The 25,496-nt window shown below is 75.2% G+C and carries 4 protein-coding genes (1 of these 4 only partly in view); all 4 read left to right on the top strand.

Features of this window, described 5'->3' with window-relative positions:
* Positions 1-71 precede the first annotated feature (71 nt).
* Positions 72-290 (top strand): MbtH family protein, encoded by a 219-nt coding sequence (locus IE272_RS22575; protein ID WP_007458086.1) that lies wholly within the window; start codon positions 72-74, stop codon positions 288-290.
* On the top strand, positions 287-2,314 hold the full coding sequence (locus tag IE272_RS22570; protein WP_190007711.1) for a multicopper oxidase family protein: 2,028 nt from the start codon (positions 287-289) through the stop codon (positions 2,312-2,314). The genes IE272_RS22575 and IE272_RS22570 overlap by 4 nt, the downstream gene beginning before the upstream one ends.
* Positions 2,315-2,557: 243 nt before the next feature.
* A complete protein-coding gene (locus IE272_RS22565; RefSeq protein ID WP_190007709.1) occupies positions 2,558-20,293 on the top strand; it encodes a non-ribosomal peptide synthase/polyketide synthase in 17,736 nt (5,911 codons plus the stop codon).
* A protein-coding gene (locus tag IE272_RS39140; protein WP_190007706.1) for a non-ribosomal peptide synthetase crosses the window boundary here: on the top strand, positions 20,290-25,496 show its 5' portion. 10,384 nt of this gene lie beyond the right edge of the window; only the first 5,207 of its 15,591 coding nucleotides appear in the window; its start codon is at positions 20,290-20,292; the stop codon falls past the right edge of the window. Before IE272_RS22565 ends, IE272_RS39140 begins: the two co-directional genes overlap by 4 nt.

Raw genomic sequence — 25,496 nt, 5'->3', positions numbered from 1 at the left:
CCGCGGAATGGATGGGTAGGGTCGCTAGCGATCAAGTAAAGATAGCCTTACCTAAGTAATTGGAGGATGCGGTGACCAATCCGTTCGAGGACGAGGACGGCGCCTACCTGGTGCTCGTCAACGACGAAGGACAGCACTCCTTGTGGCCCGCGTTCGCCGAGGTACCCGCCGGATGGACCGTGGCCCATCCGGAGGACACCCGGCAGGCCTGCCTGGACTACGTCGAGCGGAACTGGACCGATCTGCGGCCGAAGAGCCTGATAGAGAGCATGGCGGCCGATCCCACATGAGAACTCCCCCCAAGCTGTCGGATCTGGTCGCCCGCCGGGGGTTCCTCGTCGGGGCCGGCGTGGCCGGCGCGGGCGTGGCCCTCGGCACCGGACTCGCCCTCCCCGGCGGGTCCGGCCGTGCCGCGGCCGCCACCGCGCCGCCCCGGTCCGCCCTGATGACGGCGGCACTCGGCACCCCGCTGGACGACCTGCCCGACGCCGTCCGCGAGGCCCGGGAGGCCGGGCCCCGGCTCACCGGGGCCGCCGCCGAGCACGCAGCCCGCGCGGCGAAGGCGGCGAGGGCCCTCGTGCCCTTCCTGGACCCGTTGCCCGTTCCCCGGGTGATCCGCGGACGCAAGGGGGAGCTGACCGTCACGATGCGCTCGGCCCGCGTACGCCTCCACCGCAGCCTGCCGTACACCCGGCTGTGGACGTACGAGGGCACGCACGTGGGGCCGACCATCGAGGCGAGGCGCGGCAGCCGGCTCCGTATCGCCTGGGAGAACGACCTCACCGGCGACTACCCGCTGCCGGCCGTCCGGGTTCCGTTCGCCTACGACCCCGAGCTGCCCCTCATGTGGGACCGCCCGGGGCGCGAAGGGGCCGCGGTGCGCGCGGACGTCGCCGCGCTGCCCCCGTGGGCCGTGGTGCACCTGCACGGAGCCGTCACCGGCGGCGGCAACGACGGCTGGGCGGAGAACGCCGTCCTGCCGGGCGCCGCCCAGCTCGCCGAATACCCCAACGAGCAGCCCGCCGCCGGACTCTGGTACCACGACCACGCCATGCACATCACGCACCTCAACGTGATGACCGGCCTCGGCGCGGGCGCCTACCTCATCCGGGACGAGGAGGAGAGGCGGCTGAGACTGCCCGCCGGCGACCGGGAGATCCCTCTCGTCCTCTTCGACCGCAATCTCGACCTCGACGACGACGGGGCGTTCACCGGCGGCCTCCTCTACAAGGGCATCGTCGTCGCCGACGACCCCTATGAACTGGTCCGTCCCTTCACCGGACCGTTCAACCTGGTCAACGGGGTGATCTGGCCGCACCTGGAGGTGGAGGCGGGCTGGTACCGCTTCCGCGCCCTCAACGCCTCCAACAACCGCCCCTACCTCCTGAAGATCCTCGACGAGGAGGGCGGGGAACTCCCCTCCGACGCCTTCCGGCTGATCGGCACGGACAGCGGACTGCTTCCCCGGCCCGACCCGGTCACCGACGGCGTTCCGCTCACCCCCGGTGAACGCGCCGACCTCCTGGTGGACTTCTCCGCCCTGCGCGGCAGACGGCTCCGGCTCGTCAACGCCCTGCCCGAACCGGGAGCCCGCCCCGACCTGATGGAGTTCCGTGTCGCCTCCCGGGCCGGGCACGACACCTTCGTCCCGCCGAAACGCCTCGCGACCTCCTTCACACCGGTCGCCCCCCCGGCCGCCGCCCCCGAACGCCTCGTCATCGTCACCCCCGTCTACCCCAAGGACCCCGAACTCTGGGAGATGGAGGAGACCGGGGCACCCGAGGGCAAGCTCCCCATCGACGGAATCGTCCAGATCCAGGACGAGCACGGCACGGTCCGCACCTTCCGGCGGGTCTCCGCCACCTTCGAGGACCCGGTGCGGTTCACCGTCGCCTCCGGAGCCACCGAACGCTGGAGATTCCTCAGCCTGGAGAAGTCGGCGGGCGCCTACCCGCACCCGATGCACCTCCACACGGTCGCGTTCCAGGGGCTGAGCCGTGAGGTGTACGACGTCAGCTCCTTCACCTTCTTCGAGCTGGCGGGCGGCGGTTACGGAGCCGGCACCACCACCCCGATCCGCTGGCGCGAGAACGCCCCGCTGACCGCCGCCGAGCGGGGCCCCAAGGACGTCATCTCGCTCGCGCCCGCCCAACTCATCACCGTCGGAGCCACGTTCAACGGCCCGCCCGGCCGGTTCATGCACCACTGCCACGTCTACGAGCACGAGGACATGATGATGATGCGCCCCTTCGTCGTGCAGCCGAAAGCCGTCATGGACCTCGCCCCGCACCACGGCCACAGACCGCACGCCTGACCCACGCCCACCCGGGGCCCGCTGAGGGGGCACCGCACCGGGACACCGGCCCGCACCACCGGCCGGCCCCGGTGCGCCCTCACGCCCGAGCCCCGACCCGGACCGGGCCCGAACCCGTACCGACACCCACCGTCACACCGTCGCGCCGACGGTCCCGTCCGCGTGCCCTCCGGCACGCCCTGCCCACGAACCTGTCCACCTCACCGGGAGATCCGGCCGAGGTTTCCTGCCGGGAGAATGCGCATGAGCACCCACCGCGAACGCCTGCCGCTGACCGAGGCCCAGCTCGGTCTCTGGTCCGCGCAGCGAATCGACCCGGCGAACCCCGTGTATCTCACGGCGGAATACGTCGAGTTGACGGGACCGCTGGACGAGCGGGCGTTCACGGCAGCCGTGACCCGGGCCGTCGACGAGGCCGACGGTCTCTCCGTACGCTTCACCGCCGACGGCGACGACGTCCACCAGGAGACCGGCGCGGTCCTTCCCGCGGGCCCCGACGTCCTCGACCTCCGCACCGCCGACGACCCGGGCGCCGCCGCCCTGGCCTGGATGGAGGAAGAACGCTCCGCCCCGGTCGACATCGAGCACGGCGCGCTCTACCGGCACGCCCTGCTGCGCACCGGCGACGAGCAATGGCTCTGGTACCACCGCTGCCACCACATCCTGCTCGACGCCTACGGCTACGCCCGCATCGCCGAACGCGTCGCCGAGCTCTACGGCCACGCGTGCGCGGGCACCGAACCCCCCTCGGCGTCGTTCGGCTCGCTCCGCGACGCGGTCGAGGAGGACCGGCGCTACACCGCATCCGAACAGCACGCCCTCGACGCCCGGTTCTGGCAGGACCTGCTGGCCGACCGACCGCACCCGCCGACCCCGGCCCGCACCGCGCCCACCCGCGTCGCCCCCCGCTTTCTCCGCAGCCGCCTCACCCTCGGCGCCGACGACGCCGAACGGCTCGCCGCCTTCGCGCAGCGGTCCCGCGCCACCTGGCCCGAGGCCGTGACCGCCGCGTGGGCGTTGTACCTGACCCGGCTCACCGGCGCGCCCGAAGCCGTCATCGGTCTCCCCGTCAGCAACCGCACGGGCAGCGTCCTCGCCCGCACCCCCGTCACCGCCGTCAACGTCGTCCCGCTCAGGGTCGCCGTCGACGAACGGGAGCCCGTCGGCGACCTCCTGCGACGTGTCACCGCGACCCTGCGCCGTCAGCGCCGCCACCAGCGCTACCGGGGCGAGCAACTCCGGCGCGACCTCCAGCTGTTCGGGCACGGCCGACGCCTCGTCGGACCCCAGCTGAACATCAAGCCGTTCGCCACGGACCTCACCTTCGGCGACTGCGCGGGCGTGGTGCACTCGCTGGCCGCAGGAGCCGTCGAGGATCTCAACGTCACCGTGAGCGGCCGGGGCGGTCCGGACGGCCTCACCGGCCTCGACCTCGTCCTGGACGGCAGCCCCGAGCTGTACGGACCCGAGGAGCTGGACGCCCACCTCCACCGCTTCGCCACCCTCCTGGACCGGCTCTCCCACGCGGAACCCGCCCTCCCCGGGGCCCGCATCGGTCTCCTGGGCGAGGCCGAACGCCAGCGCGTCCTGGAGGAGTTCAACGTCCCGGCCGACGAGGACGCCGACACCATCCCCGCCCCCGGACTCGCCGAGGGCTTCAGGGCCCAAGCACGTCGCACCCCGCACGCGGTGGCCCTCCGCCGAGGCGACGCCCACCTCACCTACGCGGAGCTGGCGGACCGGGCCGGCCGGCTGGCAGCGGCGCTCCGGGCCCGGGGCGCGGGGCGGGGCAGCCTGATCGCCGTCGCCCTTCCCCGGAGCGAAGCGCTCCTGGTCGCCCTGCTGGCCGTGGCGTCGGCGGGCGCCGCGTACGTACCGCTGGACCCGCGCTACCCGGCCGACCGTCTGCGGCACATGCTGGCGGACAGCCGGCCCCTCCTGCTGGTCACCGACCGGGCCCACCCCTGGGGCGCGGATCTGCCCCGGCTCACCGTCGCCCTGGACGGGACGCTCCCCGCCTCGGACTCGGACGCGGACTTGGACCTGGGCACGGACTTGGGCCTGGGCGCGGACGCGGACCTGGACGTGGGCCTGGGCACGGACACGGACCAGGGCACGGACCTGGATCTGGACGCGGAGGCCGGTGCGGAAGCCGTGACCGGGGCAGCCGACAGCCCGGTCACGGGGGAGAAGGCCCGTCCGGGAGATCCGGCGGGCGGCGACCGGCCCGGCGGCCCAATGGACAGTCACCTGGGCGACCCGGCCTATGTCATCTACACCTCCGGATCCACCGGCAGACCCAAGGGCGTCGTCGTGCCCCGCGCGGCCCTCGCCAACCTCCTGGCCGCCATGGGCCGGCTGCTCGACCTGTCCGGCGAGGACCGTCTGCTCGCGGTCACCACCGTCTCCTTCGACATCGCCGCCCTCGAACTCTTCGTTCCGCTCCTCGGCGGGGCCACCGTGGTGCTCGCGTCCGACGACGATGTACGCGACCCCTTCGCGCTGGCCGCGCTCATCCGGTCGAGCACGCCCACCGTGATGCAGGCGACCCCCTCGCTCTGGCGCGTCCTCGCCGACGCGGCCCCGGACGCCCTGGGCGGCCTGCGCGCGCTCAGCGGGGGAGAGCCGCTGCCCGCCGATCTGGCGGACGTCCTGACCCGGCACGCGAACGGGCTCGTCAACCTCTACGGGCCGACCGAGACCACCATCTGGTCCACCGCGGCCGTTCTCGGCCGGGGCGCCCCGCCGCACGTCGGCCGGCCCGTGCGCCGCACCCGCGCCTACGTCCTGGACCGCACCCTCGCCCCCGCCCCCATCGGGGTGACCGGCGAACTGCACCTCGCGGGGGACGGGGTCGCCGACGGCTACCTCGGCCGTCCCGCACTCACCGCCGAACGCTTCGTCGCCGCCCCCTACGGGGCGCCCGGCGACCGAATGTACCGGACCGGTGACCTGGCCCGGTTCCGCGCCGACGGCACCCTGGAGGTGCTGGGCCGCGCCGACCACCAGGTGAAGATCCGAGGCCACCGCGTGGAGCCCGGCGAGATCGAGGCCGCCCTGCTGGCGCACCCCTCGGTCGCGGAGGCCGCCGTCACCGCCGTTCCCACACCGGGCGGCGACCTGACGCTCGCCGCGTACTGCGTTCTCGTGCCCGCGCAGCGGAAGCCCGGGTCCGAGGCGGCGGGCGGCGACGGCCGCTGGGCCGACCCGCTGCGCCACGCGCTCGCCGACCGGCTCCCCGAGCACCTGGTGCCCGGCCACTTCGTGGCGCTGGACCGGCTGCCGCTGACCCCGAACGGCAAGACCGACCGGGCCGCGCTGCCCGCCGTCGGGCCCGCCGCCGGACCCGAGTCCGGGCGCGCCCCGCGTGCCGGGGCCGAGTCGCTGCTGTGCGACCTGTTCGCCGACGTGCTCGGCCGGAGCGGAGCATCGCCCGACGACGACTTCTTCCTCCTCGGCGGCCACTCGCTGTCCGCCGCCCGACTGGTGACCGCGCTCCGCTCCCGGACCGGGGCCGAACTGCCCGTACGCACCCTGTTCGACCACCCCACCCCGGCCCGGCTGGCCGCCATCCTGGAGAAGGCGGACCGGGCGGGGGACGCCGAGGTCCCCGGCCGGGCGGTCGGCGTGCCGCCGCTCGTCCGGCGGCCCCGGCCCGCGCGACCACCCCTCTCCTTCGGGCAGCGGCGGCTGTGGTTCCTCGCCCGCAGCCAGGGCGAGGACGGCTCGTACAACATTCCCCTCGCGCTCGACATCACGGGCCGGCTCGACCCGGCCGCGCTGCGCCGCGCACTCTCCGACGTCGCCGCCCGCCACGAGATCCTGCGAACCGTGCTGCCCGTCCAGGACGGAGAGGCCTGGCAGCAGGTGCTGGACATCGCGTCGGCGGAACCCGTGTTGAGCGAGATCAGCGTGCGCGCGGCGCAGTTGGCGGAGTGTGTCACGGCGGAGGCCGCCCGGCCGTTCGCCGTCGAGCGTGAAACCCCTTTGCGCGCCGTGCTGTTCACTGCCGAGCCGGATCCTGTCGAGCAGGCCCCGTTCGAGCAAGCGGCTGCCGAACGGGGGGCTCCTGAGACGGAGATCGCCGAGACGGAGATCGCCGAGACGGAGATCGCCGAGACGGGGGCTGTCGAGCCGGAGATCGCCCAGTCGGAGGTCGCCCAGTCGGAGGTCGCCCAGTCGGAGATCGCCGAGCCGGAGACCGGTGCGCCGGTCCGGCAGACCCTGCTGCTCGTCCTGCACCACATCGCCGCCGACGAATGGTCGCTGCCGCCCCTCCTCGACGACCTCGCCGCCGCCTACACCGCCCGCCTCGGCGGGACCGACCCCCATCTGCCGCGCCTGCCCGTGGACCACGTCGACCTCACGCTCTGGCAGCGAGAGGTCGTGGCCGCGCACGGGGACACGGACGCGGAGTACTGGCGCACCCGGTTGAGCGGAGCCCCCGAACAGCTGACCCTGCCCTGGGCCCGGCCCCGGCCCGCCCGGACCGGCGGCCCCGCCCGCATCCACGACTTCGGCATCGACGCCGAACTGCACCAGCGTGTCCGGGCGTTGGCCCGTCGCACCCGCACCACGACCTTCATGGTGCTGCACGCCGCGTTCGCCGCCACCCTCTCCCGGCTCGGCTGCGGCGACGACCTCGTCATCGGCACGCCCGTCGCGGGACGCGACGACGTGGCGCTCCGCGACAGCGTCGGCTTCCTCATCAACACCCTGCCGCTGCGCACCGATCTGGGCGCCGCACCCAGCTTCCTCGACCTGCTGGAGCGGACCAGGGACGCCGACCTCGCCGCCCTCGCCCACCAGCGCCTCCCGCTGGAACGCATCGTGGCCGAGGTCAACCCGCCCCGACTGCCCGGCGTGAGCCCGCTGTTCCAGGTGCTGTTCGCCGTACGGGAGGAGTTTCCCGCCCGGCCCGTACTGCCCGGCCAGACCGGCCGGCCCCGCCTCGTCGCGACCGGGACCGCCAAGTTCGACCTCCAGTGCACCATCAGCGAGGACCCGGCCACCGGGGCGGCCGGGCAGCTCGAATACCGCACCGACCTCTGGGACGCCTCCGCCGCCGACCGCTTCGCCCGGGCGCTGGTGCACCTCCTCGACCAGGTCACCGCCGACCCCGAACGCCCCGTCGTCACCATCGGCACCGCAGCCGCCGAAGCGGTCGCGACGCCGGAGCCGCACCCCGTCCCGGCCACCTCGCTCGCCGAGCTGTGCGCCGCCCAGGCCGCCCGGACCCCCGCCCGTACCGCCCTGGTCAGCGGAGCGGACGAGCTCACCTACGCGGAACTCGACGCACAGGCCGCCCGGCTGGCCCGGCTGCTGGCCGGACGCGGGGCGGGCCCCGGCGTCCTCGTCGGCGTCAGCCTGCCCCGGGGCGCCGACCTCCTCGTCACCCTGCTCGCCGTCGGCCGGACCGGGGCCGCCCACCTCCCCGTCGACCCCGACTTCCCGGCCGAGCGGATCCGGATCCTGCTGGCCGACGCCGCACCGGCGCTGCTGGTCACCGACCGCGCCACCGCCCGCTCCCTCGACGCGGACCCGCGCACCGCGCTCCTCCTGGACGATCCCGCGACGGTGCGCGCGGCCGCCGACGCCGAACCGCTCGCGCCCCGGCCCGCCCACGGCGGGGCACCCGCGTACGTCATCCACACCTCGGGCTCCACCGGCCGCCCCAAGGGCGTGGTCGTCACCCGGGCCGCCGTCGTCAACTTCCTGCTCTGCCTGGCCGACACCCTGCGATTCCACGGTCGCGAACGGCTCCTCGCGGTCACCACCGTCGGCTTCGACATCGCCGTCCTCGAACTGTTCCTGCCGTTGATCACCGGCGGCACCGTGATCCTCGCCGACCGGGAACAGGTCCGCGACCCCGCTCTCCTCGCCGGACTCATCGACACCGCCCGCCCCACCGTCATGCAGGCCACCCCCTCCCTGTGGCGGGCCCTCCTGGACGCCGCGCCCGACGCGGTGCACGGGCTGCTCGCCCTCGCCGGGGGCGAGGCGCTCGCCCCCGACCTCGCCCGGCGGCTCGTCGCCCACGGCGCGGAACTCGTCAATCTGTACGGGCCCACCGAGACCACCATCTGGTCCACCGCCGGCGCCCTCGACGCGACGGACGCCGAGGCCCCGCACATCGGCACACCGCTGTGGAACACCCGCGCCCTGGTCCTCGGCCGGGGTCTGGTCCCGCTGCCCGCCGGAGTGACCGGCGAGCTCTACCTCGCGGGCGACGGCCTGGCCCAGGGCTATCTGGGCCGCCCCGGACAGACCGCGGAACGCTTCACCGCCGACCCCTGCGGCCCGCCCGGCAGCCGCATGTACCGCACCGGCGACCTCGCCAGGCTGCGCGCCGACGGCGTCCTGGAGATCGTCGGCCGCGCCGACCACCAGGTGAAGATCCGCGGCCACCGCATCGAACCCGGAGAGGTGGCCGCCGCACTCCGCGCCCACCCCCGGGTCGAGGACGCGGCCGTCGTCGCCCACCAGGACCCGTCAGGATCCGGTCCCCGCCTGGTGGCCTACCTCACCGGGCTCACCGGTTCCCCCGAGACCCGGACCGCCACCGCCGCCCGGGTCCGCGAGGAACTGCGCGCCGTGCTCCCCGGCCACCTCGTCCCGGACCTCTGCCTGCCGCTCGACGCCCTCCCGCTCACCCCGAACGGCAAGCTCGACCGCGCCGCCCTCCCCGCGCCCCGGCCCGCCGCCGCACCCGCCGGACGCGCCCCGTCCGGACAGCGCGAGGAACTGCTCGCCGCACTCTTCGCCGACCTCCTGGGCCTCGAACAGGTGGGCGCGGAAGCCGACTTCTTCGCCCTGGGCGGCCACTCCCTGCTCGCCGCCCGACTGGCGGGGCGGGCCGCCGACGTCCTCGGCCGCCCGTTCTCCGTCCGCCAGATCTTCGACACCCCGACCGTAGCCGCGCTCGCCGCCCGGCCGGCGACCCCGGACACCGCACTGCCCCCACTCGAACCCGGAAGCCACGAAGGGGCGTCGCCGCTCTCGCCCGCCCAGGCGCGGCTGTGGTTCCTGAGCCGGCTCCAGCCCGGCCCCGCCTACCACCTGCCCTTCGTCCTGACCCTCACCGGCGAGGTCGACCACGACGCCCTGGCCGCCGCGATCGGCGACCTCGCCGAACGGCACGCCGTGCTGCGCACCGTCTTCCCCGAGGCCGACGGGGCGCCGGTCCAGCACATCCTGGACCGGCCCGCAGCGGTGCACTTCAGGTCCGCCCAAGCCCCGGAGGAGACCGAGGAGTTGCTCGGCGTGCTCAGCGTCGAACCCTTCGACCTCGCCGCCGAACCGCCCTTCCGCGCCACCGTCCTGACCGAACCGGACCGGACGACCGTCCTCTTGCTGATCCACCACATCGCGGCCGACGAGTGGTCCGTCGAACCGCTGCTCACCGACCTGTCCGCCGCCTATCGGGCCCGAATCGCCGGAGGGCCCCCGGACCTGCCGCCGCTCGGCGTCGCCTACACGGACTACGCCCACTGGCAGCACACCCTCCTGGACGGCGACCACCTCCGGGGCCAGGCCGACTACTGGCGGCGGACACTGCGCGGCGCACCCGCCGTCCTCGACCTGCCCACCGACCGGCCCCGGCCCGAAACACCCACCGGACACGGCGGATTCATCCCCTTCACCCTCCCCGACGAGGTCGCGTCCGATCTGCGCTCCCTGGCCGCCGGCGCCGGAGTGACCCCGTTCATGGTGACCCAGGCCGCACTGTGCGCCCTGCTCGCCGGACTCGGGGCCGGGGACGACATCCCCCTCGGCGTCCCGACCGCCGGCCGGGGCGAGCGGCGCACGGAGGAGCTGATCGGCTTCTTCGTCAACACGCTCGTCCTGCGCACCGACCTGTCGGGCGACCCGACCTTCCGTGAACTCCTCGGCCGGGTCAGGGCGGTCGACCTCGACGCCTTCGACCACGCCGAACTGCCCTTCGAGCGGGTCGTGGAGGAGCTCAACCCCGAACGCGGGGCGCCCAACCCGCTGTTCCAGGTGATGCTGACGTACCAGAACCGCACCGCGATCCCGTTCACCGCGCCCGGTCTCGACGCCGCGTTCACCCTGCGGGAGACGGACACCGCGAAGTTCGACCTCATCGTCGGCTTCACCGACCACCTCGCCGACGGCTCCATCGACGGGGCGATCAACTACAGCGCCGACCTCTTCGACGCCACCACCGTCCGGGCGCTCGCCGACCGGCTGGTGACCTTCCTGACCCGCGCGGTCGCCCGCCCCGACACCCCCATCGGCTCCATCGGCCTCCTCACCGAGGGGGAGGAGGACACCCTCCTGCGCCACTGGAACCCGACCGGCGACCACCGGGGCACCCCCTCCGTCCTCGACCGGTTCGCCCGCGCCGCCGCCGACCACCCCGACGCCCCGGCCCTCACCGACCGCGACGGCACCCTCACCTACGCCGAACTCGACGCCCGCACCAACGCGTCGGCGCGCCTGCTGATGTCGTACGGGGTCGGCCCCGAGGACCGGGTCGCCCTGCTGCTGCCCCGCTCCACGACGCTCGTCGAAGCGGTCATCGCCGTCGCCAAGACCGGAGCCGCGTACGTCCCCGTCGACCCCGCCCACCCCCAGGACCGCATCGACTGGACCCTCCAGGACGCCGTCCCCGCCCTCGTCCTCACCGACACCGCGACCGTCGGCAGCACCTCCGTCACCTGTACCGCCCCCGTGCTCGTCCTCGACGAGGAGCCACATGCCGGGAGCATGCGGCGGCAGCCGGACGGGCCGGTCACCGACGCCGAACGCACGAGGCCGGCCCGCCAGGACAACGCCGCCTACCTCATCTACACCTCGGGCTCCACCGGCCGCCCCAAGGGCGTCGTCGTCACCGGCCGCAACCTCGCCCGCCTCTTCGACGCCACCGCCGAGGACGCCTTCGGCCCCGACGACGTCTGGACCCTCTTCCACTCCTACGCCTTCGACTTCTCCGTCTGGGAGATGTGGGGAGCCCTGCTGCACGGCGGCCGCCTCGTCGTCGTCCCGGGCGCCGTCACCCGGTCCCCGGACGAGTTCCTGGAGCTGCTGCACCACGAGGGCGTCACCGTCCTCAACCAGACCCCGTCCGCCTGCTACCAGCTCACCGAGGCGCTCACCGCCCCCGGCTCGCCCGGCGTCCCGCCCGCCCTGCGCCTGATCGTCCTCGGCGGCGAGGCACTCGACCCCGCCCGCCTCGCCCCCTGGCTCCGGGACCCCGAAGGGCCCCGGCTGGTCAACATGTACGGGATCACCGAGACCACCGTGCACGTCACCACCCACGACCTCGCCCCCGGGGCGCTCGTCCCGGGCGTGAGCCCCGTCGGCCGGGCCATCGACGACCTGCGGATCCATGTGCTGGACCGGCACCTGCGCCCCGTGCCGCCCGGCGTCACCGGTGAGCTGTACGTCGCCGGGGCAGGGCTCTCCCTGGGCTACCGGGGACGCCACCCGCTGACCGCCGAACGCTTCGTCGCCGACCCGTTCGGCGCGCCCGGCACACGGATGTACCGCAGCGGCGACCTGGGCCGCTGGTCCCGCGAGGGTACGCTCCACTACCTCGGCCGGGCCGACAGCCAGGTCTCGCTGCGCGGGTTCCGCATCGAGACGGCCGAGATCGAGACCGTGCTGTGCGACACGGGCGGAGCACGCTCCGCCGCCGTCCTCCTGCGCGAGGACCTGCCCACCGGACCCGGCCTCGTCGCCTACACGACCGGCGGTATTCCGGCCGACGACCTGCGGGCCGCCTGCGCGGCCCGGCTCCCCGCATACATGGTGCCGACCGCCTTCGTCGGCCTCGACCGGCTGCCGCTGACCGCCAACGGCAAGCTCGACCGGACCGCCCTGCCCCTCCCGGACGCCGATGCCGACGGACCTCGCACCGGCCGCGCTCCCCGTACCGCGCAGGAGCGCCTCGTCGCCCGGCTCTACGGCGAGGTCCTCGGCCGCGCCCCCGTCGCCGTGGACGAGGACTTCTTCGCCCTCGGCGGCCACTCCCTGCTGGTCACCCGCCTCGCCGGACGCGTCCGCGCCGAACTCGGCCTCGACGTCCCCGTCCGGGCCCTCTTCGAAGCCCCCACCGTCGCCGCCCTCGCGGCCCGGCTCACCGGACTCACCCGCACCCCGGACGCCCGCGTCCCCGCCCTCGCGCCGGCCGCCGAACGCCCCGGACCGCTCCCGCTGTCGCCCGCCCAGGCCCGGCTGTGGTTCCTCCACCGCCTCGGCGGATCCGCCGTCACCTACGCCGTACCGCTGCTGCTGCGGCTGCATGGCCCCCTCGACGAGGACGCCCTCGGCCGCGCCCTCGCCGCCCTCACCCGCCGCCACGAGATCCTGCGCACCTGCTACCCCGAGCACGAGGGACGCCCCGTCCAGCAGGTGCTGCCCGAGGCCGCCCCCGTACCCCTGGCGACCGCACTCCTGGACGGCGAGAGCGCCGTGGACGCGGCGCGGCGGCTCGCGGCCGAACCCTGCGACCTGGCCGACCGCCCGCCGCTGCGTGCGCATCTGCTCACCGGGCCCGGCGGCGAGCGGGCCCTGCTGCTCGTGGTGCACCACATCGCCTACGACGAGGCCTCCACCGGGCCCCTCGTACGGGACCTCGCCCAGCTGTACGCCGCCGAACTCGACCCGGACCAAGCGGCGCCCGGGGCCCCCGTACTCCAGTACGCCGACTACACCCTCTGGCACCAGGACGCGACCGCCGCCCGGGAGGACGGGCTGCTGGCCTACTGGCGCACCGCGCTCGCCGGGGCCCCCGAGGAGATCGCCCTGCCCCTGGACCGGCCCCGGCCCGCGGACGTGGACGAGCACGGGGACTCCGTCGAGTTCACCATCCCCGCCGAGGCCCACCGGGCCGCCGTCCGGATCGCCCGCGAGAGCGGCGCCACCCTCTTCATGGTGCTCCAGTCCACCCTCGCCGTCCTGCTCACCGGGCACGGGGCGGGCCACGATCTGCCGATCGGCACCCTGCTCAGCGGCCGGGGCGAACCCGCACTGGAGGAGCTGCCGGGCCTGGTCGCGAACACCGTGGTCCTGCGCACCGACACCTCCGGGAGCCCCACCTTCACCGAACTCCTCTCCCGGGTCCGCGCGGTGGACCTCGACGCCTTCGACCACGGCGACCTGCCCTTCGAACGGCTCGTCGACGCCCTCGCCCCGCAGCGCTCCCTCTCCCGCCACCCCCTCTTCCAGGTCGCCCTGATCCACCAGAACGCCCCGCACCGCACCCACCCCTTCGGACCGGGCACCGCCGAAGTGGAACTCGTCGAGACCCGCGCCGCGAAGTTCGACCTGACCCTCGCCGTCGTCGAGGACCCCGGAACGGACGGGCTGCGCGCCGCCCTCAACTACCGCACGGCCCTCTTCGACCGCCCGACCGTCGAGTCCCTCGCCCACCGGCTGACCACCCTGCTCCACCGGCTCTGCGCCCACCCCGGCCTCCCCGTCGACCAGGTGCCCGTCCTGGACCCGGCGGAGACACAGTGGGTGCTCGCCGCCTCGACCGGCCCCGACACTCCGCTGCCCGGGCGCACCCTCGTCGACCTGGTGCGCGAACAGGCCGCCCGCACCCCGGCCGCCGAGGCCCTGCGCGACGGAGCCCGCAGCTGGAGCTACGGCGAGTTCGACACCGAGGCCGACCGGCTCGCCGGACTCCTCGCCGAACACGACGTCCGACGCGGCGACACCGTGGCCGTCGCCCTGCCACGCTCCGCCGAACTCGTCCTCGCCGTCCACGCCGTCCAGCGCGCCGGAGCCGCCTACCTGCCGCTCGACCCCGCCCAGCCGGCCGCGCGCATCAGCTCCCAACTCGCCGACGGGGAAGCGGTCCTGCTGATCACGGACCCCGCCGCACCCCTGCCCGAGGAAGCCGTCGGCGACCTGCCGGTACTCGACGTCACCGCCGACGAGGTGCCCCGCTTCACCACCGTCCTCGACACGCCCCGCCCCGCCGACCCCGCCTACCTCCTCTTCACCTCCGGCTCCACCGGCCGCCCCAAGGGCGTCTCCGTCCCGCACGGCGCCGTCGCCAACCGGCTCCGCTGGGCCCAGGACGCCTACCGGCTCACCGGGGACGACCGCGTCCTCCTCAAGACCCCGGCGACCTTCGACGTATCCGTCTGGGAACTCTTCTGGCCCCTGCTCGCCGGCGCCACCCTCGTCACAGCGGGACCCGAAGACCACCGCGACCCGGCCGCACTCGCCCGGCTGCTGCGCGAACACCGCATCACCACCGTCCACTTCGTGCCGTCGATGCTCACCGCCTTCACCGGAGTCGCCACCCCCGACGACTGCGCCCCCCTCCGCCGCGTCCTGGCGAGCGGCGAAACCCTCACCCCGGCCGCCGCCGGGGGACTCCTGCGACTCGCCCCGGGCGCCGAGCTGCACAACCTCTACGGGCCGACCGAGGCCGCCGTCGACGTCACCGCCCACCCCGTCACCGCCGCCGACGTCGCCTCGGGGCACATCCCCATCGGCCGCCCGGTGTGGAACACGACCACCCTCGTCCTGGACGCACGGCTGCGCCCGGCCCCGCCCCGCGCGGCGGGCGAGCTGTATCTCGCGGGAGCCCAACTGGCGTACGGCTACCACCGCCGCGCCGCCCTCACCGCGACGCGCTTCGTCGCCGACCCCTACGGCCCACCCGGCAGCCGCCTCTACCGCACCGGCGACCTCGCCCGGCTGCGGGCCGACGGGAGACTGGAGCACCTCGGACGGGTCGACGACCAGATCAAGCTGCGCGGCCGGCGCGTCGAGCCCGGCGAGATCCGGGCCTTGCTCGACGCCCACCCCGAGATCGCCGCCGCCGCGGTGGTGGCCCACGAGGACACCGCCACCGGCGCCACCCACCTGATCGGCTACGTCGTTCCCCGGACGGAAGACGGCTCCGCGCTGCCCGCAGGTCTGGACGAACACCTCGCAGCCCGGCTCCCCGCGCACCTCGTCCCCACCGCCCTGATCCCGCTGCCCGCCCTGCCCGTCATCGCCAACGGCAAGCTCGACCGCGCCGCGCTCCCGGCCCCGCGCCTCACCTCCCCGGAGACCCGGACCGCACCCCGCACGGACGAGGAGCTGCGCCTCGCCGCCCTCTTCGCCGAACTCCTGCGGACCGAGCACATCGGCGTCGACGACAGCTTCTTCGCCCTCGGCGGCGACAGCATCCTGTCCATCCAGCTCGTCGGCGCGGCCCGCAAGGCCGGACTCGTCTTCACCCCCCAGGACGTCTTCCGCCACCGCACGGTCGCCGGCCTCCTCGCCGTCGCCGAACGCGCCACCCCGGCGGCCCCGACCCGTGCCGTGCCCGCCGCACCGGACGACGGGGCCCCCGGCCGGCCCACCCCGCTCCAGGAGGGGCTGCTGTTCCTCTCCCAGTACGACGGCCCGGGGTCCACGGGCGCCGACGGCGACCCGCTCGACGTCTACCACGTACAGGTCGTCATCCGCCTCACCGAAGACCTCGACACCGACCGCCTGCGCACCGCGCTGCGCACAGTGGTCCGCCGCCACGCACCGCTGCGCACCGCGTTCACCGGTGAAGGGAACGGCTGGACGCAGCACGTGCACGCCGACCCGGAACCGGAGTTCGACGAGGTGGACCTGCGCCGCCGCAAGCCCAGGGAACAGGAGCGCCGGGCCGTCCGGCGGGCCGACGACGAACGCCGCCGCCGCTTCGACCTGTCCGCCCCGCCGCTGCTGCGCGCCACGCTCGTCCGCCGCTCGGAAACCTGCGAACTCGTGCTCACCGGTCACCATCTGGTCCTCGACGGCTGGTCGTTGCCCCTCCTCGTCCGCGAACTCCTGCACGCCTACGCGGACCGGGAACTGCCCGCCCCGCCGGACTACCCGCTCCACCGCGCCTGGCTCGACGCCCAGGACCAGCAGGGCGCCGCCGAGGCCTGGCGCGACGCGCTGGACGGCGTCACCGAGCCCACCCGGCTCGTCCCCGACGACCCCGGCGAGCAGGAACTCCCCGACCAGCACACGGTGGTGGTCGACGCCGACCTCACCGCCCGGCTCGCGGCGTTCGCGCGGGAACGGGAACTGACCCTGAGCACCCTCACCCGGACCGCCTGGGGGCTGGTGCTGAGCGCCCACACAGGACGGCGCGACGTCGTCTTCGGCACGGTCGTCTCCGGCCGGCCCGCCGAGGTGCCCGGAGTGACGGACATGATCGGCCTGTTCGTCAACACCGTTCCCGTACGCGTCACGGTGCGCCCCGACGAGTCGCTCGCCGCTCTGGCGGCCCGCGTCCAGGACGAGTCCACCACGCTGCTGCCGCACCACCACCTGGGCCTGGCCGCCATCCAGCGGGCAGCCGGGCACGGCGTCCTCTTCGACACCCTCACCGCCCTGGAGAACTACCCGGCCGACGGCGTCCCCGCGCTCGCCGAGGCCACCGGGCTCGGCCTGGCGGAGATCAGGGGCCGGGACGCCACCCACTACCCGCTGACCTTCGCCGCCGTGCCCGGCGAACGGCTCACCCTGCGCCTCACCTACCGCCCGGCGGCCGTCACCCCGGCGCACGCACGGGAACTCGCCGGACGCGTCGAGCACCTTCTGCGGGTGCTCGTCACCGCCCCGGACACCCGTATCGCCGCCCTGGACGCGCTGACGGACGCCGAACACGCGGCGCTCACCGCCCACCGCGCAGGACCGCCGGCCCCCGCGGCCCGCACCTGGGCCCGGCTCGTCGCCGAACAGCGCGACCGCAGGCCGGACGCCGTGGCCGTGGACGCGCCGGACGGCACCCTGACGTACGCCGAACTGGACCGGCGAGCACGGGAGTCGGCCGGGGAGCTGCGCACCGCGGGCATCCGTCCGGGGCAGCTCGTCGCGGTGATCCTGCCGCGCTCGGTCGACCTGGTCGTCGCCCAGCTCGCCGTCCAGCAGGCGGGCGCCGCCCATCTGCCCATCGACCCGGACTACCCCGAGGACCGCATCGCCGGGATGCTCCAGGACGCCCGCCCGGCGGGGATCCTCACCCACCGGGCGCTCGCCGGCCGCTACCCGGCGGCGCTGCTCACGGACGCGCCGGCACCGCCGGGCCGGCCTGCCGCGCCGCAGCCCGCTGTCACCCCCGACCACCCCGCCTACGTCATCTTCACCTCCGGTTCCACCGGCCGCCCCAAGGGCGTGGTCACCCCGCACCGGGGCCTCGCCGCCCTCGCCACCGCCCAGGCGGAACGGCTGGGCATCGACGACGGCAGCCGGGTCCTCCAGCTCGCCTCGCCGTCGTTCGACGCCTCCGTGATGGAGACGCTGATGGCCCTGGCGACCGGCGCCACCCTCGTCGTCCCGGAACCGGGACCGCTCGCCGGACCGCTGCTCGGCGAGACGATCGCGCGGCGCCGCGTCAGCCACGCCCTGATCCCGCCCACCGCCCTCACCGGACTCGAACCGGACGGGCTCGACTGCCTGCGCACCCTGATCGTCGGCGGCGAGGCGTGCACCGCACCGCTGACCGCCCGCTGGGCCCCCGGCCGCCGCATGGTCAACGCCTACGGGCCCACCGAGGCCACCGCCTGCGTCACCATGAGCGCACCCCTGGACCCCGGCGCGACCCCGCCCATCGGCACCCCGCTGCACGGCGTGCGCGCCCATGTCCTGGACACCCTGCTCCGGCCCGTGCCTCCCGGCGGGACCGGCGAGCTGTACGTGGCGGGACCCGGCGTCGCCCAGGGCTATCTGGGCCGCCCCCGGCTCACCGCCGAACGCTTCACCGCCGAGCCGGGCGGCCCGCGCGGCAGCCGCATGTACCGCACCGGAGACCTGGTGTCCCGGACCCCGGAGGGCTCCCTGCTCTACCACGGGCGCGCCGACGACCAGGTGAAGGTCCGGGGCTTCCGCGTCGAGCCCGGCGAGATCGTCGCCGCCCTCCAGGCCCGCCCGGAGATCCGCGCGGCGGCCGTCGTGCTGCGCCAGGACGACCCGGCGGGACCGCGCCGACTGGTCGCCTACCTGGTCCCGGCGGCGTACCCGGCCGAAGCCGCGGAAACCGACCCGGCCGCGCCGTCCGGCATCCCCGCCGGCCATCGGCCCGAGGCGGAGGAAATCGACACCGCCGCCCTGCGCACCGCCCTCGCCCGCGTCCTGCCCGACCACATGGTGCCCAGTGCCTTCGTGAGCGTTCCCGGGCTTCCGGTCACCGCGAACGGCAAGCTCGACCGCGACGCGCTGCCCGCCCCGGACTTCGGCGCGGCCACCGGCGACACCGCCCCCGAAGGGCCGGCCGAGGAGACGCTGGCCGCGCTCTTCGCCGAGGTGCTCGCCCTGCCGTCGGTGGGTGCGGAGGACAACTTCTTCACCCTCGGCGGCGACAGCATCCTCTCCATGCAGCTGGTGGCCCGTGCCCGCGCCGCCGGTCTCCGTCTCACCCCGCGCGAGGTCTTCGAACAGACCTCCGTCCGGGCCCTCGCCGCGCTGGTCTCCGGCCGGGCGCCGGACCCGGCGGCCGGTCCGCGGGCCCCCGCCCTCCCGGACACCGGACCCTCACCCCTCACGCCCATCATGCGGTGGATCGCCGAACGGCCCGGCCCCACCGGCAGGTTCAGCCAGTCCATGCTGCTGACCCTGCCGCCCGGGATCGCCCCGGCCGCGACGACCGAGGTGCTGGGCGCGGTCCTGCGCCACCACGCCGTCCTGCGCGCCCGCATCGACCTGGACGCCGGGACCTTCGTGATCCCGGAGCCGGACGCCGGCCCCGCCCCGGCACTGGACGAGGGCCCACCCGGTACGGGGACGAGCCCCGAGGCACTGGCCCGCGAGGTCGACGAACTGGCCGCCCGGCTCGACCCCTCCCAGGGGCTGATGGTGCGGGCCCGCAGCTACCCGGGGAACGCAGGGGAGCCCGGCAGGCTGCTCCTCGTCGTCCACCACCTCGCCGTCGACGGCGTCTCCTGGCGTATCCTGCTCGACGACCTCGCCCAGGCCTGGAACGACGTCTCCCGGGGGCGCGCCCCGCATCTGCCGCCCGCGACCACCTCGTTCCGGAGCTGGGCCCACGCGCTCGGCCGGCAGGCATCCGCGCGCACCGCCGAACTGCCGCTCTGGGAAGGGATACTGGCCGCCCCCGACCGGCTGCCCGCGCCCGCCCCCGACCGGCTGCCCGCACCGGCGTCCGGCCCTGCCGGGCCGCTCGCCCTGGGCACGGTCGCCGACGCCCGCCACCTGGTCCGGACCCTCGACGGCGCACACACCCGCACCCTGCTCACCGGGGCCGCCGAACGCCACGGAGCCCGCGTCCAGGACCTCATGCTCACCGCGCTCGCCCGCGCCGTACGCGAGTGGAGCGGGCGCGACGGGGTGGACTTCGCCGCCCATGTCGAGGGCCACGGCCGGGAACAGCAGATCGAGGACGGCGCCGACCTCTCCCGTACCGTCGGCTGGTTCACCAGCCTCTACCCCGTACGCCTGACCGCGACGGCCACCGAGCGGCCCGGCGACACCCTCGCCCGGATCCGCGACCACCTGGCACGCCTTCCCGACAGCGGCATCGGCTACGGACTGCTGCGGTACGCGGCGCAGCCCCCGGCGGGCTCTCCACGGGGGCAGGCGGACGACCCCGGCGCACCCCTGGTCGCGTTCAACTACCTGGGACGGTTCGGCACGGCACCGGCGGGCGGGGGAGCGGCCTGGACCCCGGCGCCCGGGGCCGGCGTGCTCGGGGGCGCGATCGACGACGCGCTGACCATGGCGCACGCGGTCGAGATCAACGCCCTCACCCGGGACACCCCCGAGGGCCCCCTGCTGGACACCCGGCTCACCTGGTCCCCGGCGGCCCTCGACGAACGGGCGGCACACGACCTCGCCGACTGCTGGCAGCGCGCCCTGACCGACCTCGCCGCGGACGCCCCACCACCCCCCGGTCCGGAGCCCACGGCCGGGCCCGCCGACCGGCCCACCGACAGGCCCGCCCACGGCCTGTCCCCGCTCAGCCCCGAACAGACAGCCATGCTCGAAGCACGATGGAGGAACCGGTGAGTGCGGACCACGGACTGGAAGACATCCTTCCCCTGGCACCCCTTCAGGAAGGCCTGCTCTTCCACGCGGACCTCTCCGACACCGGAGGAGCCCCCGGCGCGACCCACGGACTCGACGTCTACACCATGCGCCTGGTCTTCCGCCTCGACGGGGACCTCGACACCACCGCCCTGCGCCGCGCGACGGACACCGTGCTGGACCGCCACCCCCATCTGCGGGCGGCGTTCCTCCAGGAAGGTCTCGACCGGCCCGTCCAGGCGATCCCCCGCGCGGCCGAGGTGCCCTGGCGGGAGATCGACCTGCGGGGCGCCGCCCCCGACCGGCAGCGGGCCGAGGAGCAGCGGATCCTGGACGAGGAGCGCGGACACCGATTCGACCTGACCCGGCCCCCGCTGCTCCGGCTCACCCTGCTGCGCCACGGCGACCAGGACCACACCCTGATCCTGACGGCCCATCACATCCTGCTGGACGGCTGGTCGGTACCGCTGCTCGGCAAGGAACTGTTCACCGCCTACGCCCAGCACACCAAGGCCCCCGCCGCCCCCGCCCTGCCCGCTGTCCGCCCCTACCGGGACTTCCTGGCCTGGCTGGCCGCCCAGGACCGGCCCGCCGCGACGAGCGCCTGGCGCGAGGCGCTCGCCCCGCTGACCGCGCCCACCCTCCTCGCACCGGCCGCCGCCGGCGCGGTCGTGCCCGAGCCCCCCGTCCAGCTCGACCTGCGGCTCTCCGCCCCGACCGGCGCGGCGCTCGGGGCGTTCGCGGCTGCCCGGCGACTGACCACGGCGACTGTCCACCAGGCGGCCTGGGGGATCGCCCTGGCCCGGCTGACCGGCCGCGCGGACGTGGCGTTCGGCACCACCGTCTCCGGCCGCCCCGCCGACCTCGACGGCGCCGATTCCATGATCGGCCTGTTCATCAACACCCTCCCGGTCGTCGTGCACGCACCCCCGCGCGCGCCGCTCGCCGACATCGCCACCACTCTCCAGGCCGGCCGCACGAAGCTCCTCGGCCACGAACACCTCGGACTTCCCGACCTCCAGCAACTCGCGGGAATCGGCGAGCTGTTCGACACCCTGCTGGTGGTGGAGAACTTCGGCGTCGACGCCCGGGGGCTCGCCGACGCCCAGGCGGCGGGCGGACTCACCGTGCGGTCCGTGCGCGGCGAGGACGCCACGCACTACCCCGTCACCGTCGTCGTCCACCCGGGCCCCGAGACCCGGATCGCCCTGCGCTACCGGCCCGACCTCCTCACCGCCGACCGCGCCCGGGCCCTCGGCGCCGCCTACGTCCGGGTCCTGGAGACCCTGGCCACCGCGCCCACCGCCCCGGCGGGGACGGTGGAACTCCTCACGGCGCAGGACCGCCGCCGCGTCCTCGACGACGGAGAGGCCCTCGCCCCCGGGGCCGAGGAGCCGACCGGGTCCATCCCCGGCCGGTTCGCGCGGGCCGTCGCCCTGGACCCCGACGCGACAGCCGTGACCGACGGCGACCGCGCGCTGAGCTACCGGGAACTCGACGCCCTCTCCGACCGGATGGCCCACCTGCTGAGCGCACACGGCGCGGGCCCCGGCACGTTCGTGGCCCTCTCGCTCGAACCGTCCGCCGAACAGATCGGCGCGATCCTCGGCGTCCTCAAGACCGGCGCGGCCTACCTGCCGCTGCCCGCCGACGCCCCCGCGGACCGCATCCGCCACCAACTAGCCTCCGCACGACCGGTGACCGGACTCACCGCCACTCCGCGGCAGCGGGACGGCCTGCCCGCCACCGACGGAGCCGCCGACCGCCCCGGCGCGGGATGGCTGACCCTCGACGACCTCCCGGCGGCGGCCCCGGGCGACACCCCGTACACCGCCCCCGCCGTCCCCCCGCACTCCGCCGCCTACGTCATCCACACCTCCGGCTCCACCGGACGCCCCAAGGGCGTGGTCGTCGAACACCACAATGTGCTGCGGCTGTTGGACACGACCGACGACGACTTCGGGTTCGGCCCGGACGACGTGTGGACGCTCTTCCACAGTTACGCCTTCGACTTCTCCGTCTGGGAGGTCTTCGGGGCCCTGCTGCACGGCGGACGCCTCGTCGTCGTGGACCATGCCACGACCCGCGCGCCCGAGGAGTTCGCCGCCCTCCTGCGCCGCGAACACGTCACCGTGCTCAACCAGACCCCGTCCGCCTTCCACCAGCTCGCCGACGTCCTGCTCGGAGCCTCCGAGGAGATCGAACCCGCCCTGCGCACCGTGGTCTTCGGAGGTGAGGCGCTCGACCCCGGACGGCTCACCGGCTGGTTCGAGCGGTACGGCGACGACGGCCCCGAGCTCGTCAACATGTACGGCATCACCGAGACCACCGTGCACGTCACCCACCGGACGCTGGAGGCAGGCGAGACGCTCGCGGCCAACGCCCCCACCAGCCCCGTCGGGCGACCGCTCGACGACCTAGCCGTCCGGCTCCTCGACTCCGCCCTGCACCCCGTCGCCCCCGGGGCCACCGGCGAGCTGTACATCGCCGGACCCGGCCTGGCCCGGGGCTACCTGGGCCGGCACGGACTCACCGCCACCCGCTTCGTCGCCGACCCGTACGGAACGCCCGGCGCCCGCATGTACCGCACCGGGGACCTCGCCCGCTGGACGGCGGACGGCGAACTCGACTACCTCGGGCGCGCCGACGAACAGGTGCAGATCCGGGGCTTCCGCGTCGAACCCGGCGAGGCGCGCGCCGCACTCGCCGCACTCGACGGGGTCGCCGACGCCGTCGTCCTCGCCCGCCCCGCCCCCGGCGGCGGCACCCGGCTCCTCGCCTACGCCACCCCCGCCGCCGGCCCGCTCGCCCCGGACCGGCTCCGCGAGGCCCTGCGCGAACGACTGCCCGACTACCTCGTCCCGGCCGCCGTCATCCCCGTCGACCACTGGCCGCTGACCGTCAACGGCAAGCTCGACCGCGACGCCCTGCCCGAACCCGAGGCCGCCGCCACCCCCGGCGGGCGCGCCCCGGCGACCCCGCAGGAAGAGATCGTCGCCCACCTCTTCGCGGAGATCCTGGAACGCGAACAGGTCGGAGCCGACGACGACTTCTTCGCCCTCGGCGGCCACTCCCTCCTCGCGACCCGCCTCGCCTCCCGGATCCGGGCGGCCCTCGACGTGTCCCTGTCGGTACGCGACGTCTTCGAGGCCGCGACCGTCGCCGCCCTCGCCCGCCGCGTCCAGCACGCCGGACGGGCCCCCGAACCGCTGCGGCCCCGGCCCCGCCCCGCCGACCTGCCGCTCTCCCCGGCGCAGCGCCGGCTGTGGTTCCTCCAGCAGCTCCACGGCATCGGGGCCGACTACAACATCCCCTTCGCCGCCCGGCTGACCGGACCCCTCGACGTCCCCGCCCTGCGCGCCGCCGTCACCGACGTGATGATCCGTCACGAGGCGCTGCGCACCGTCTTCCCGGCCACGGACGGCCGGCCGCGCCAGCACATCGTCGAGGCGTCCGACCTCCCTCCGCGGCTCACGGTGACCGACGCCACCGGCGCCGAGGGGGAACTCCAGCGGTACATCGAGGAAACGGCCGCCGCACCCTTCGACGTCGAGCGGGACGTGCCGCTGCGCGCGGGCCTGCTGCGGCTCGCCCCCGACCAGCACGTCATCGTGCTCGTCGTCCACCATATCGCCGCCGACCAGTGGTCCGCGCGCCCGCTCCTCACCGACCTCGCCACCGCCTATGCCGCCCGCACCGGGGGCGACGCCCCCGCGTGGCCGCCGCTGCCCGTCCAGTACGCCGACTTCACCCTGTGGCAGCGCGAAACACTCGGCTGGGACGACGACGCGCCCGACGCGGACGGTGTCGCCGGCGCCCAACTCGACCACTGGCGGGCCGCTCTGCGCGACCTGCCCGCCGAACTGCCGCTGCCCACCGACCGGCCGCGTCCGCCGGTCCCCAGCCATCGCGGCGGCTTCGTCCGGTTCACCGTGCCGCCCGGGACGCACACCGCGATGCGCACGCTCGCCCGGACCGAGTCCACCTCGCTGTTCATGGTCGCCCACGCGGCGCTCGCCGCCCTGCTCGCCCGCACCGGGGCGGGCCGGGACATCGTCATCGGCACGCCCGTCGCCGGACGCCACGACACCGCGCTGGACGACCTCGTCGGGTTCTTCGTCAACAACCTCGTCCTGCGCACCGACCTGTCCGGCGACCCGTCCTTCCGCGACCTCCTGCACCGGGTCCGGGAGACCGACCTCGCCGCGTACGCCCACGCCGACGTCCCGTTCGAGCACCTCGTCGACGCGCTCGCCCCGCACCGCTCCCTGGCCCGACACCCGCTCTTCCAGGTGATGCTGGCGTACGAGAACCGGCAGGCGGGCGAGATCGGGCTCCCCGGGCTCACCACCACGACCGTCCCGGCGTACGGCCGCTCCGCCAAGTTCGACCTGACCTTCACCCTCGCCGAACGCGACGGGGCCGACGGCATCGAAGGCGTCCTGGAGTACGCAGAGGACCTCTTCGAACCCGTCGGCGCACAGGCGCTCGCCGACCGCCTGGTCCGCCTCCTGACCGAGGCCGTCACCGCCCCCGCGACACCGCTGCACCGGCTGGAGATCCTCGGCCCCGCCGAACGTACCGCGCTCCTCGGCCGCCCCGAGGACGTCGGCGTCCCGCACGGCGACGCCTCCACCACCCTGCCCGGACTCTTCGCCGCCGTCGCCGCCGCACACCCCGACGCCCCCGCCCTCGCCGGACCGGACCTGGCCACCGGCGAGCGCACCGAACTGGACTACCGGGGGCTCGACGCCGCCGCGAACGCCCTGGCCCACGCCCTCGTCCAACACGGCGTACGGCCGCAGGACCGGGTCGCGGTCATGCTGCCCCGCACCGTCGAGGCCGTCGTCGCCCTGCTCGCCGTCGCGAAGACCGGAGCCGTCTACCTCCCCGTCGACGCGGACTACCCGGCGGAGCGGATCGCGCACATGCTCACCGACGCGGCCCCCACCCTCGTCCTCACCGCCCCGGGAACACCCGCGTCCGACGGCGCACCCCGGCTGGAGATCGACGGCGCCCCGCCGACCGGGACCGCCGACGACCCGGGCCTCTGGCGCACCCAACGGCCCGACACGGCCGCGTACATCATCTACACCTCCGGGTCCACCGGCCGGCCCAAGGGCGTGGCCGTCACCCACACCGGGCTGCCCGCCCTGGCCCGCACCCTCGCCGACGCCTTCGACGC

The sequence above is a fragment of the Streptomyces anulatus genome, assembly GCF_014650675.1.
GTDB lineage: Bacteria > Actinomycetota > Actinomycetes > Streptomycetales > Streptomycetaceae > Streptomyces > Streptomyces anulatus.
The sequence above is the reverse complement of the archived record's forward strand: the minus strand, read 5'-3'. Positions and strand labels throughout refer to the sequence as shown.